At 70.5% G+C, this 12,345-nt stretch carries 14 protein-coding genes; 9 read left to right on the forward strand and 5 right to left on the reverse strand.

Annotated elements, in window-relative coordinates; translation table 11 throughout:
* Nucleotides 1-121: 121 nt before the first annotated feature.
* The gene (locus TBIS_RS01140; RefSeq protein ID WP_148231425.1) at nucleotides 122-670 is read right to left on the reverse strand and encodes a hypothetical protein; all 549 of its coding nucleotides are present in this window, start codon (nucleotides 668-670) and stop codon (nucleotides 122-124) included.
* 570 nt (nucleotides 671-1,240) lie between these two features.
* On the opposite strand from TBIS_RS01140, the gene TBIS_RS01150 reads away from it, so the two are divergent.
* The 5 genes from TBIS_RS01150 to TBIS_RS01170 all read left to right on the forward strand — a co-directional run bounded on the left by TBIS_RS01150 (nucleotide 1,241) and on the right by TBIS_RS01170 (nucleotide 5,505).
* On the forward strand, nucleotides 1,241-2,380 hold the full coding sequence (locus tag TBIS_RS01150; protein WP_242384295.1) for a GAF domain-containing sensor histidine kinase: 1,140 nt from the start codon (nucleotides 1,241-1,243) through the stop codon (nucleotides 2,378-2,380).
* On the forward strand, nucleotides 2,377-2,997 hold the full coding sequence (locus tag TBIS_RS01155; RefSeq protein ID WP_013130493.1) for a response regulator: 621 nt from the start codon (nucleotides 2,377-2,379) through the stop codon (nucleotides 2,995-2,997). Before TBIS_RS01150 ends, TBIS_RS01155 begins: the two co-directional genes overlap by 4 nt.
* Before the next feature lie 604 nt (nucleotides 2,998-3,601).
* Nucleotides 3,602-4,390 (forward strand): ABC transporter ATP-binding protein, encoded by a 789-nt coding sequence (locus TBIS_RS01160; protein WP_013130494.1) that lies wholly within the window; start codon nucleotides 3,602-3,604, stop codon nucleotides 4,388-4,390.
* A 110-nt stretch (nucleotides 4,391-4,500) separates the two neighbouring features.
* Nucleotides 4,501-5,247 (forward strand): sulfite exporter TauE/SafE family protein, encoded by a 747-nt coding sequence (locus TBIS_RS01165; protein ID WP_013130495.1) that lies wholly within the window; start codon nucleotides 4,501-4,503, stop codon nucleotides 5,245-5,247.
* 6 nt (nucleotides 5,248-5,253) lie between these two features.
* The gene (locus TBIS_RS01170; RefSeq protein ID WP_013130496.1) at nucleotides 5,254-5,505 is read left to right on the forward strand and encodes a hypothetical protein; all 252 of its coding nucleotides are present in this window, start codon (nucleotides 5,254-5,256) and stop codon (nucleotides 5,503-5,505) included.
* 224 nt (nucleotides 5,506-5,729) lie between these two features.
* Here the strand turns inward: TBIS_RS01170 and TBIS_RS01175 are convergent, their stop codons facing one another.
* Both TBIS_RS01175 and TBIS_RS01180 read right to left on the reverse strand, forming a co-directional pair.
* Nucleotides 5,730-6,641: a Rieske (2Fe-2S) protein gene (locus TBIS_RS01175; protein WP_013130497.1), complete on the reverse strand. Its 912-nt coding sequence runs from the start codon at nucleotides 6,639-6,641 to the stop codon at nucleotides 5,730-5,732.
* Nucleotides 6,642-6,783: 142 nt separating this feature from the next.
* Entirely contained in the window at nucleotides 6,784-6,990 is a 207-nt protein-coding gene (locus tag TBIS_RS01180) for a hypothetical protein (RefSeq protein ID WP_148231426.1), read from the reverse strand.
* A 212-nt stretch (nucleotides 6,991-7,202) separates the two neighbouring features.
* Here TBIS_RS01180 and TBIS_RS01185 point away from each other — a divergent pair, with 212 nt between their 5' ends.
* Entirely contained in the window at nucleotides 7,203-8,060 is an 858-nt protein-coding gene (locus TBIS_RS01185; protein WP_013130499.1) for a helix-turn-helix domain-containing protein, read from the forward strand.
* A gap of 60 nt (nucleotides 8,061-8,120) precedes the next feature.
* Nucleotides 8,121-8,327 (forward strand): DUF397 domain-containing protein, encoded by a 207-nt coding sequence (locus TBIS_RS01190; RefSeq protein ID WP_041431078.1) that lies wholly within the window; start codon nucleotides 8,121-8,123, stop codon nucleotides 8,325-8,327.
* A 140-nt stretch (nucleotides 8,328-8,467) separates the two neighbouring features.
* Here the strand turns inward: TBIS_RS01190 and TBIS_RS01195 are convergent, their stop codons facing one another.
* Together TBIS_RS01195 and TBIS_RS01200 are read right to left on the reverse strand one after the other, a co-directional pair.
* Nucleotides 8,468-9,916 carry a catalase gene (locus TBIS_RS01195; protein WP_013130501.1) on the reverse strand — a complete coding sequence of 483 codons (1,449 nt, stop codon included), beginning with the start codon at nucleotides 9,914-9,916 and terminating at the stop codon, nucleotides 8,468-8,470.
* A 10-nt stretch (nucleotides 9,917-9,926) separates the two neighbouring features.
* Nucleotides 9,927-10,412 (reverse strand): Fur family transcriptional regulator, encoded by a 486-nt coding sequence (locus tag TBIS_RS01200; RefSeq protein WP_013130502.1) that lies wholly within the window; start codon nucleotides 10,410-10,412, stop codon nucleotides 9,927-9,929.
* Between the two features lie 77 nt (nucleotides 10,413-10,489).
* Between TBIS_RS01200 and TBIS_RS01205 the strand changes: the two genes are divergently transcribed.
* Both TBIS_RS01205 and TBIS_RS01210 read left to right on the forward strand, forming a co-directional pair.
* Nucleotides 10,490-11,623: a CapA family protein gene (locus TBIS_RS01205; protein WP_013130503.1), complete on the forward strand. Its 1,134-nt coding sequence runs from the start codon at nucleotides 10,490-10,492 to the stop codon at nucleotides 11,621-11,623.
* A 32-nt stretch (nucleotides 11,624-11,655) separates the two neighbouring features.
* Nucleotides 11,656-12,345 carry a TetR/AcrR family transcriptional regulator gene (locus TBIS_RS01210; RefSeq protein WP_013130504.1) on the forward strand — a complete coding sequence of 230 codons (690 nt, stop codon included), beginning with the start codon at nucleotides 11,656-11,658 and terminating at the stop codon, nucleotides 12,343-12,345.

The raw sequence follows: 12,345 nt of genomic DNA on the forward strand, positions 1-12,345 counted from the left end.
GTTGTTTGAGGTTACTGCGCGGGCGGTCGTGGCCGTGCCACGGGTTTGCCCGCTTTCACCGTGATATCCGTGGACGAACGCCGCCGGGGCGCGCCGGGCTCCGTTCACCGTGGCCGTGGGCTCAGCGGACGAGCCTGGTCCTCGTCTTGATCCACCGGATTTCGTCGCCGGCCTTGCGCATCACGTACCGCGGGTCCTTGACGTGGTTGGGAATGAAGGAGCCCCCGAAGTACCCGTACAGGGTCCCGCGCGCCGAGCCGTTGACCCAGGCCTTGGCCCAGAGCGTGTAGCTCTTGCCCTTCTTCAGCCCGGGGAACAGGCACAGCGACCTGGTCCGCTCCCTGGTGCAGCCCTCGCGGTACCGGGAGCCCTTGGGGACGTAAATGCGGACCTTGTAGACGTTCTTCGGGAACTTGGCCGCGAAGAAGATCTTCTGACTGGTACGGCTCTGCCGGTTGGTAAGCGTGATCTTGTACGTGACGACGCGGCCGGCCCGCGCCCTGATCGGATACCGCACGCTGATCCAGCCGGGTGCGGCGGCCGCCGAGGATGCGGAGGATGCTGCGGAGGCGGCGGACGCGGCCTGCGCGGAGGTGGGGGCGAGCGCGGCCGGCGGGGTGGCCGCGGCTGCGGGGGACGCGCTGACCAGGGACGTTGCGCCGACTGTCACGGCAAAGAGCATCGATAAAGTGACCGGCGTTTTACGCATGGCCTTCAGCTTTACCCATTCGGGTAACGATTACATAAATCACCCGGTGGCCGAAGGGGACAGATAAGTGTCACCCGAATCCTCCAAAAAGTAACCATCACGTAAAGTGCCTGGTTAGTGAGAGTGAACGCATCGGTCAAACGGTCCGGATCGCCATTGACCGACGATTATTCGGGAGACTTCGAAGTTCTCCGGAACCATGCGCCGGACCTGGTGACGGGCCGTACGTCCGTCCGCGCATCCGCGGCTTGCGGAGACGCCGGCATCGCGGGGCGCCGGTGAGCGCGACGATCCGGACGGTGCCCGTCCGGGCGCCGGCGACGCACGCCCGGAGCAGGGCCCGGCCATCCGCGGTGTGAGCGACGCCGCGCAGGGGGACGATCTCCCGCCGGCGAGGAGCCCTGGATGAGTCCCATCCGGCTTCCCACCGGCGAACCAATGGGTGCGCCGCGGCGGAGGACCGCCGGCCGGGATCGGCCCATCCGGCCTCCCCCGCGCCCCGGCGGGCGAGCCGCGGCCTACCCTGAGGGCGTGCCCGACGCGACCCCTCCCGTGTCCGAGCGTGACGAGGTGCTGCACGCGGTGAGCTCGGCCGTGCTCGCCGTCACCAGCCACCTGTCGGTCCAGGAGGTGCTGCGGGTGATCGTGCGGTCGGCGCGCCGGCTCCTCGACGCCCAGTACGCGGCGCTCGGCGTGCCGGACAGCCAGGGCGCTTTCGCGGAGTTCATCGCCGAGGGGGTCACCCCGGAGCAGTGGGCGGTCCTGGGGACGACGCCGCGGCAGCACGGCATGCTCGACGCGATGCTCCGCATGGACGGGCCGGTACGGCTCGCCGACATCCGCAAGGACCCCAGGTTCGTCGGGTGGCCGCGGGGGCACCCGATCCTCAAGGACTTCCTCGGCGTGCCGATCCGCAACGGCGGTGAGGTGCTGGGGATCGTGTTCCTCTCCAACAAGCGGACGCCCGGCGGGTTCACCGAGGCCGACGAGGAGCTGCTCACGCTGTTCGCCGCGCACGCCGCGATCGCGATCACCAACGCCCGGCTGTACGAGCGGAGCCGTGAGCTCACGGTGATCGAGGAGCGGACCCGGATGGCCCGGGAGCTGCACGACGCGGTGACCCAGAAGCTCTTCTCGCTCCGGCTCACCGCGCGGGCGGCCGCCACGCTCGCCCGTACCGACCCCGCGCGGGCCGCGCAGGAGATCGAGCAGGTCGAGCGGCTGGCCGGGGAGGCGCTCGCCGAGCTGCGCGCGGTCATCGTGGAGCTGCGCCCGGCCGAGCTCGACCGCCACGGCCTGGTGGAGACCCTGCGCAAGCAGGTCGCCCTGCTCGACCGCGTCCACCCGGTGTCGTTCGCCTTCCACTTCGACGGCGACCCACCCCACGGCCTGCCGCCGGCGGTCGAGGTCGCGGTGCTGCGGGTGGCCCAGGAGGCGCTGCACAACGCGGTGCGCCACGCGAACGCCACCCGCATCGAGGTACGGCTGTCGCACCGCAGGCCGGTGCTGACCCTTCAGGTGTGTGACGACGGGCGCGGTTTCGACCCGGGACGGGTGCCCGGCCTCGGCCTCGCCTCGATCCGCGATCGCGCCGAGGCGGTGGGCGGGACGCTCACCGTGACCACCTCCCCCGGGCGCGGCACGGTCGTTCACTTGGAGGTGCCCACGTGATCCGCGTGCTGATCGCCGACGACCACCCGGTCGTCCGGCAGGGCCTGCGCACGTTCCTCGAGGTGCACGACGACATCACGGTGGTGGGGGAGGCCGCCGACGGCCTGGAGACCATCGAGCTGGCCCGCTCGCTCACCCCGGACGTGCTGCTGCTCGACCTCAAGATGCCGGTGCGGGACGGGCTCGACGTGCTCGCCGAGCTGCACGGCCTCGGCGTGCGGGTGATCGTGCTCACCTCGGTGACCGGCCGCGGCGAGGTGCTGCCGGCGATGCGGGCCGGCGCCGCGGGCTTCCTGTACAAGGACGTGGACCCGGAGGCCCTCGTCCAGGCGATCCGGGCGGTCCACGAGGGGCAGGTGCTGCTCGCCCCGGAGGCCGCGGAGGCCGTGCTGGGCGGCCCGGCCGCGCCGCCCGGCGAGCCGGAGATCGCGCTCACCGCCCGGGAGCGCGAGGTGCTGCGGCTGATCGCGGCCGGCCGGTCGAACCGGGAGATCGCCCGCGAGCTCTCCGTGGCGGAGAAGACCGTGAAGACCCACGTCTCCAACGTGCTCATGAAGCTCGGGGTGCAGGACCGCACCCAGGCCGCCCTCTACGCGGTACGGCGTGGCCTGGTGTGACCGCCCCGGCGGCCGTGGGGCGTGGCGTGCGGACGCCGGTGCACGTGGTGGGGCGATGAGCATGCGGCGTACCGCCCGTGCGGCCGGTGGTGGTCCTGGGACATGCCGGGTGCTTGGCCGGTGGGCCGTGGCGCACGTGCGGGGTGCCTTGTTGAGGCCGTGGTCGTGTGGCGGCGGGCGCCGGTCCGTGGGGTCGGCCGTGGTGGGCGGCAATGGTGTGCGTGTGGTGGGGTGATGGCCTGCGGCCAACCCGGTGGCGGTCGGCGGTGGTTGTAGGGCGGCACGCCGGGCTTGGCGGGTCATGGGCCCGTGGCGCACAGCCGGTGCGTGGGCCATGGACGCGCGGCGGACGCCGGCGTGCCGAAGGTCGACGGGAGGGGGCGCCGGCCGGGCCGTTCCGGTGGGCGCGTACGGTGGACGGGGCCGCGGCGGTGCGGGCGGGCCGCCGGACCGGTGCGCCGAGGCGGCCGGTGAGCCCGGAGTTGCCCCAGGAGACGCACGTGCCGGACAGTGGTGAAGCGCCACCCCACTTCTCCACCAGAGGTGGTGGGGCCTGTCATATGTTGTCTTCAGCGAAAAACCGACTGAGGGGAGGGGCCCAGACATGGGCGGTCAGGTGCTTCTGCTTCAGGACGTGACCGTCCGCAGGGACGGCGCCGCTCTGCTGCGCGGCATCGATTGGAGCGTCCTGGAGGGTGAGCGCTGGGTCGTGATCGGCCCCAACGGTGCCGGCAAGACCACGCTGCTTCAGGTCGCCGGGGCCCTGCTCTTCCCCTCGGAGGGGACGGTCGAGATCCTCGGGGAGGTGCTGGGGCGGACCAACGTCTTCGAGCTCCGGCCGAGGATCGGGCTGGCCAGCGCCGCGCTCGCCGAGCGGATCCCCCCGGACGAGAAGGTCATCGACGTCGTGCTCACCGCCTCCTATGCGATCTTCGGGCGGTGGAAGGAGGAGTACGACTCCAGCGACGTGTCCCGCGCGGTCGGTTTGATCGACCAGCTGGGCTGCGCCCACCTCATCCGGCGGCGGTTCGCCACCCTCTCGGAGGGTGAGCGCAAGCGCGTGCAGATCGCCCGGGCGCTCATGCCCGACCCCGAGCTGCTCCTCCTCGACGAGCCCGCCGCGGGGCTCGACATCGCGGCGCGGGAGGATCTGGTGCGCCGGCTGGGCGTGCTGGCCCAGGACCCCAAGGCGCCCACGACCGTGCTGGTCACGCACCACGTCGAGGAGATCCCGGTCGGGTTCACCCACGTGCTGCTGCTGCGCCAGGGATCGGTGGTGGCCCAGGGCCCGCTGGAGGCCGTGCTCACCCCCCAGAATCTCTCCGAGACGTTCGGGATGCCGCTCACCCTGGAGCGCTCGCGGGAAGGGCGCTGGTTCGCCCGCCCGCTGTGAGGTGACGAGCCCGCCCTGATGCGCCCACCCCGGATGGCGGGACCCTCCGGAAGGTGAATTCCGCCCTGCCTCTACGATCGGGCGAGAGCCGTAGGAGGGAGTAGAGAGCGGTGTCGCCGCTGGAGGCGTTCTTCGTCTTCTTGGCCGGGGTGGGCGCCGGCGGCATCAACACGGTCGTGGGGTCGGGCTCGCTCATCACCTTCCCGACCCTGCTCGCGGTGGGCCTGCCGCCGGTGGTCGCGAACGTCTCCAACAACATCGGGCTGGTCCCGGGCGGCGTCACCGGCGTGGTGGGCTACCGCCCGGAGCTCAAGGGCCAGCGGGAGCGGCTGCTCCGGCTGGGGAGCGCCTCCGTGCTCGGCTCGCTCGCCGGCGGGCTGCTGCTGCTCTGGCTCCCCGAGTCCGCCTTCCGGTTCATCGTGCCCGTGCTCATCGGGCTCGCCTGCGTGCTGGTCATCGTGCAGCCGCGGCTCAACCAGTGGCTGCTGCGGCTGCGCGTCCACCCGCACGGCGGGCCGTGGCTGTGGCTGGGCGTGCTCGCCGCGGGCGTGTACGGCGGGTACTTCGGCGCGGCGCAAGGGGTCGTGCTCATCGGGCTGCTCGGCAGCTTCCTCGACGACGACCTGCAGCGGATCAACGCGGCCAAGAACGTGCTCGCCCTGCTCGCGAACACGACGGCGGCCCTGCTCTTCGTGCTCATCGCGCCGGTCGACTGGATGGCCGTGCTGATGGTGGCGCTCGGCACGTCCGTGGGCGGCTACCTCGGCGCGCGGATCGGCCGCCGGCTGCCCACCCCGATCCTGCGGGCCTTCATCGTCATCGTCGGGATCGCCGCGATCGTGAAGCTGATCGCATGAGAGGGTATGTCCCTTCTCATGAAGGGTGACCGGGTGGAGATCGTCATCGATGCGGGAGGCACTCCCCGCACGTACGAGGTGGTCGCGAGGAAGGCGGGGCGCCGCATCGAGATCACCACCGGACGCGGTGTGGTGGAGGTCACCGAGGTCACCAGGACCGGGGCACCGGTCCGGAGCGCGAGGTTCATGGCGAGCCGCATCCTCGCCCTGGTCGAGCATCCGGCCGGGGACCGGGAGCGTCGCGGGGACCGCTCCTGACCCGGGGCGCGCACGTCTTCATCCGGGGGCGTCGTAGCGGGGCCGGGGCGTCGTACCGGGATGGCGCACCTGGCCCTGGACACCGTGGGCGAACGGCGTCGCGCCACGTGCCGGTCGCCGATCCGCCGCATGGCGGCCTGAAACGCCGCGGGCTCGGGCGGCGGGCGCGCTCGACGGCCCTGCCAGGGGGCCGTTGTGCGATCTTCTCTCCGGACGCCCGGGCGTCACATGGCCGGGCGGACCTGGACCACGCCGTCGTGCCGTAACCGGGTCTCGAACGCGGGCTGGGGCGAGGTGGCCGGGCCGTGCACGACGGAGCCGTCGCTGACGCGGAACGTGCTGCCGTGCCACGGGCAGACGATGCACGGCTCGCCCTCCTCGACGGTGACGCGGCCCTGGTGGAGCGGGCCCGCGAGGTGGGAGCACCCGTCGGCGAGCACGTGCACGGTGTCGCCGAGGCGGAGGACGACGAGGTCGATGTAGCCGAGCTGGCGCCGGACGGGGCGCCCGTCGGGGAGGTCCTTGAGCAGACAGAGGTCGTGCCAGCCGAGCAGGGTGAGGTGGCCGACCGACTCGGCGTGGTTCGCCCCGGCCGCCTGCCGGTAGGCGAGGTGCCCGCCGAGGAACCCGCCGATGCTCACCGCGCCGAGCCCCGCGAACGCGAGCACGCGGCCCGTCCGCTCCCGGCCGCCGAGCCGCATGAGGAGCGAGCCGGTGTAGAGGGCGGCGGCGGCGAGGTTGCTGAGGGCGTGGAAGACCCCGACCCGCTGCTGCTCCAGGTGGAGCGTGGACCAGTCGGTGATCCCGGCGGCCGCCGTGGGGAGGGCGGTGCCGAGGCCGGTGGCGATCAGCGCGCGCGAGGCGCGGGGATCGGCCTTGGTGACGTCGAGCACGGCGGTGGAGACCCAGCACCCAAGGCTCACCATGGCGAGCGCGGGGTGGAGCGGGTGGCCGAACGGGACGCCGTGCAGCATGTCGCGCAGCCGTCCAGGGCCGAGCCTCGTCCGGAGCGTCTTGCTGATCGCCCGGATGGGTGCGTCGAGGGTGGTGGTGCGCTCGAGGCCTCTGAGGAACTCCGGGGACGGAACCATGCGCGTCAGCCGGTGCGTCCGTGGCGGTCTGGTCTTCTCGTCCATCTCACGTCCCCCTCTTGCGAACACCTACCCGGACACACCCTAAGTGAACATTGTCCGTTATGTAACGCTATGAGGGGGTTACGAGGTGGCCGGAAGCCATCGAGGCCCGCCGGCCCGGGGGCGGGCTGTCCCCTCATCGCGGTCACGCGGTGAAGAGACGGCCCGCCTCCTCCACTTCGCGGATCAGATCGAAACGCGGATCGCGGTAGCGGCGGGCTCCGAACCCGATGCGCTCCACCGTCCAGTTCAGCCGCAATGCCCACCAGTCCTGATCGACGCAGAGGACCCGGTCGGCGTGATCCAGGCCGCCCTTGATCAGGGTGAGCAGCTCGTTGACGCGGGCAGGCAACTTCCCTACCATGGCGCCCTCCCGCTACTCGCGAGAATCCTTTTCACTACCGATCGTGACTCAGTGCAGCTATCACCGCAATACTCTGCGCAAGGCGAATTGAAAGGATCTTCTAGGCTTGCGGTGCAAATTTCACCGCAACGGAAAGGCCGCGGAGGGATAGCCTTTGGGCATGGGCCTTCCTGACTGGGCGGTGAAGGAGGTCGGCGAGCATGCCGGACCGCAGCAGCCCCACTGTTCGGCGGCGGCGGCTCGGGCAGGAACTGCGCCGGTTACGGGAGCAGGCCGAACTCACCGGTGATCAGGTGGCGGCCCGGCTGGGGTGGTCGGCGGCGAAGCTGAGCCGGATCGAGACCGCGCGGACCGTGCCACGCAGAAGCGATGTTGAGGCGCTTCTGATGATCTACATGGTAGATTCGGAGCAACGCCACGAGCTGCTCGCCTTGCACCGGGACGCCAGCCGAAAGGGCTGGTGGGAGAAGTACCGCGACACCCTGCCCGAGGAGTACACCACCTTCCTGGGGCTCGAGGCGGAGGCCACGGTGGCACGGCACTGGGAACCCCAGATCGTGCCGGGTCTGTTCCAGACCGAGGCCTACGTGCACGCGCTGATGGAGAGCAGCCAGCGGAGCACGCTCCAGGCTCCGGGAGACCTTCGAGACCGGATCCAGGTCAGGATGGCCAGGCAGGAGGCCATCCTCTCAGCGGAGCGCCCTCAGACGCTCTCCGTTGTGGTGGAAGAGTCCGTCCTGCTGCGCAGGTTCGGCGACAGCGCGGTGATGCGGGAGCAGCTCCAGCGCCTCATCGAGGTGAGCGAGCTGCCCAACGTCGACCTGCGCGTCCTGCCGCTGGACGCGGACCATTGCATAAACACCGGGGCGTTCATCCACCTCACGCTGCCGGAGTACCACGATGTGGTGTATCTGGAGGCACTGCTCGGAGGCCGGCTGCTTGAGGATGAGCAGATCGTCTACCGCTACGAGGTCGCCTTCGACTATCTGAAGGGCCGGGCCCTCGATGCGGACGCGTCCCGGAAGCTCATAGCGAAGACCATCGGCCGCTGGAAGTGAGCGGCCGGGTGAAGCCGCCTCGGAGCGCGAGTGATGATCTCCGGGGGGAGTGACATAGACATGCACGAAAGTGATCTATCCCAGCTCTCCTGGCGGAAGAGCAGCCGGAGCGCGATGAACGGCGCCTGTGTCGAGGTCGCCGTGCTCCCGGACGGCCGGGTCGGGGTTCGCGACAGCAAGAACCGGAGCGGACCCGTCCTCGTCTTCACCCCGGCCGAGTGGAGAGCGTTCATCGGCGGGGTGAAGGACGGCGAGTTCGACCTCTGACCCGGCGCACCCCGTCAGCACCCCGTCCGCCGTGCCACGGCCGGCCGTGGCACGGCGCGCCGGGGGAGGGCTCGTGAGAACAAAGAGGCGTACGGCTTGCGCCCGGGCGGGCGCAAGCCGTACGCGCGTCTCCGGCGCGCTCAGGAGACGCCCAGACCCTTCGCCACGGCCTGGCCGAGGTCCTTGTGGACGTTGGTCCAGTACTCGACGATGCGCTTCTTCATCTCGCCGGTGACCTCGGGGGCGGAGGCGTGGGTGACGATGTTGCTGACCAGGTGCTCCCGGTCGGTCTCGGAGAGCACGTTCTCCCACAGCGCCCGCGGCTGGACGAAGTCGTCGTCCTCCCGGTGCTTGGTGTAGGCGCTACGGATGATCTCGCCGGAGATGTGGTAGCTCTCGCCCTCGTAGAGCGAGGGGTCCGCCACCGGGCCGCCGTAGCTGTTCGGCGCGTAGACCGGGTCGGTCGGGTTCTTGTAGCGCATCGGCCCGTCGAAGTTGTAGCTGTGCACCGGCACCTTCGGCTGGTTGACCGGGAGCTGGTTGTAGTTGGGGCCGATGCGGTAGCGGTGGGTGTCCGGGTAGGAGAACAGCCGGGCCTGCAGCATCTTGTCGGGCGACGGGCCGACGCCCGGGACCATGTTGGACGGCTCGAACGCGGCCTGCTCGACCTCGGCGAAGTAGTTCTCCGGGTTCCGGGTGAGGATGATCCGGCCGATCGTGATCTCGGGGTAGTCCGAGTGCGGCCAGACCTTGGTGAGGTCGAACGGGTTGAAGCGGTAGTCGGCGGCCTCCTCGAAGGGCATGATCTGCACGTTCACCTTCCAGGAGGGGTGGTCGCCGCGCTTGATCGCGTTGTAGAGGTCCCGGATGTGGAAGTCCGGGTCCTCGGAGACCATCGCCTTGGCCTCGGCGTCGGTGAAGTTCTCGATGCCCTGCTCGGTCTTGAAGTGGTACTTCACCCAGTACTTCTCACCGGCCGCGTTGTACCAGAGGAAGGTGTGCGAGCCGTACCCGTGCATGTTGCGCCAGGTGCGCGGGGTGCCGCGGTCGGTGAAGAGGAAGGTCACCTGGTGCGCCGACTCCGGGGAGAGCGTCCAGAAGTCCCACTGCATGTTGTGGTCGCGCAGGTGGTTGTCGGCGCGCCGCTTCTGGGAGTGGATGAAGTCGGAGAACTTCTGCGGGTCGCGGATGAAGAAGATCGGCGTGTTGTTGCCGACGATGTCGTAGTTGCCGTCCTCGGTGTAGAACTTCAGCGCGAAGCCGCGGGGGTCCCGGACCGTGTCGGCGCTGCCCAGCTCACCGGCGACCGTGGAGAACCGGACGAAGAGCTCGGTCTCCTTGCCCTTCTGGAACAGCTTGGCCTTGGTGAACTGGCTGACGTCCTCCGTGATCTGCAGGATGCCGTACGCGCCCCCGCCCTTGGCGTGCACCACCCGCTCGGGGACCCGCTCGCGGTTGAAGTGCGCCATCTTCTGGATCAGGTAGTGATCCTGAAGCAGCAGGGGGCCGTTCGGGCCCACGGAGAGCGAGAACTCGTCGCTCGGCGCGGGAATGCCGGCGTCGGTGGTCGTGGTGGGTCGGTCGGTCATCGGCGCGCTCTCATCCCTGGGTCGTCGGATGTTCGTGGTCATGTGCTGACGGGACGCGGGCGCGGACCGTGCCCTCCACCTTGGGACGGCACTTGGGGCACCAGCCCCAGTAGATGACGTCCGCTTCATCGATCAGGTAGCCGGCGTCGCGGACCGGATCGAGACACGGTGCCTTGCCCACGGCGCAGTCGACGTCCGTGACCTCTCCGCACTCCCGGCAGACGAGGTGGTGGTGGTTGTCGCCCACCCGGGTCTCGTACCGGGCGGGGCTGCCGGCCGGTTCGATCCGGCGGAGCAGTCCGGCCTGGTGCAGGGCGTTGAGCGAGTCGTAGACGGCCTGGAGGGAGACCTGGCCGACACGCTGGCACACCCCCCGGTGGATCGACTCCACGTCGAGGTGGTTGCCCTCGCGGACGGTCTGCAGGATGGCCAGGCGCGCGGCCGTCACCCGCAGTCCCGCCTGCCGAAGCCGTTGGACGTCGTGCACGGTGGCCATACTAGCTCCTAAATTTGAACAACTCAATGAAAAGAATATCTCCGATCTTTTGGGGTCCGTTTCCCCGAGCTCGGCCGATGATGGCATCCTCATCAGTCGTGATCCGAAAGCCCCTCGCCCTGGCCGCGCTGTACGCCCTCCTCCTCACGGGCTGCTCCGCCGCGGAGGGCGAGCGCGTTCCCGGCGCCTCCGCCGAGCCCGCGGCCACCGGCGCCGCCGAGCCCACCCCGTCCCCCTCCCCGAAGCCGGTGCGCCGGCCGTACACGATCTCCTTCGCCGGGGACGTGCACTTCGAGGGCGTGCTTCGGGCGCGGCTCGACCGGAACCCCCGCACCGCCCTCGGCCCCATCGCCGCGGTGCTCCGCAAGGCCGACATCACCGCCCTCAACCTCGAGACCGCGATCACCACGGGCGGTACGCCGGCGCCCAAGCAGTTCACGTTCCGCGCTCCTCCGACGGCCTTCACCGCCCTCAAGGCGGCCGGGGTGGACGTGGTCACCATGGCCAACAACCACGGGATGGACTACATGGAGAGCGGCCTGCGGGACACGCTCGCCGCGATCAGGAAGTCCAGGTTCCCCGTGATCGGCATCGGCCGGAACGAGGCGGAGGCCTACCGCCCGTTCCGGAAGACGGTGAACGGCAACCGGGTGGCCATCATCGGCGCGACCCAGGTGCTCGACACCAATCTCATCGAAGCGTGGACCGCGAAGGGTGCCAAGGGCGGGCTCGCCTCGGCCAAGGAGGAGGCGCGGCTCATCCGTGCGGTGCGCGAGGCCCGGCGCAACTCCGACACGGTCATCGTGTTCCTGCACTGGGGCGCCGAGCTGGTCGAATGCCCGACCCCCGTCCAGCGGCAGCTCGCGGTCAAGCTCGTCCGGGCGGGCGCCGACGTGATCGTGGGCGGCCACGCGCACATCCTGCTCGGCGGCGGGTACCTCGGCCGCGCATACGTCCACTACGGCCTGGGCAACTTCGCCTTCTACAACTGGGGGCCGAAGACCGGGATGACCGGCGTGCTCACCCTCACCATCAACGGCCGCCGGATCCTCAAGGACGAGTGGACGCCGGCGCGGATCGAGGGCGGCGTGCCCATCCCGCTGACCGGGGCGGCCAAGCAGCAGGCGCTGCGGTCCTACCACGCGCTGCGCGGCTGCACCGGGCTCTCCGCCAAGCCGCGGGCGACGGCAACCGGATCGTCTCAGAGCTGAACCGCCGCCGCGGAAGGGGCGGAGCGGGCAAGATGGACAGCGTGTCCAGGCAGCAGTCTCCGCGGACTCCCGGTGACCCGCTGCGACGCCGCCCGGCCCAGCGCCGGAGCGCCCGGCGGGTGGAGCGGATGCTCGACGCCTGCGCCGAGCTGCTCGACGAGGGAGGCTACGACGCGCTGACCACCACCAGGGTCGCCGAGCGGGCCGGAGTGGCGATCGGCTCGGTGTACCAGTTCTTCCCGGACAAGCGGGCCCTGAGCCAGGCCCTCACCAAGCGCAACGTGGAACGGTTCGCCGCCCGGGTCGGCCGCCGGTTCATGACCGAGGAGTTCGCCGGGTGGTGGGACGCGGTGGACGCCATCATCGACGAGTACGTCGAGATGCACCGCACGGTCCCGGGCTTCCGCTCCCTCCACTTCCGCGAGGTGTTCGATCTCAACCTGCTGGAGTCGGTGGCGGACACGAACATGGTGATCGCCGGCCGGCTCCGGGAACTGCTCCTCGCCGAGTTCGGGATCGCCGACAGCGAGGAGCTCGACCGGGCCATGCTCGTCGCGGTCGAGGCCGGGGACGCCGTCCTCAAGCTCGCCTTCCGCCACGATCCGGACGGCGACCCCGAGTTCGTCGCCGAGGCGAAGCGGCTCATCCGCGGCTACCTCTCCGGCCAGCTCCAGGCGGCGCGGCGTACGGCCGGCCGTACCGACGCCACCGCGGGCGCGTGA

Origin of the sequence: Thermobispora bispora DSM 43833 (assembly GCF_000092645.1) — a bacterium.
GTDB lineage: Bacteria > Actinomycetota > Actinomycetes > Streptosporangiales > Streptosporangiaceae > Thermobispora > Thermobispora bispora.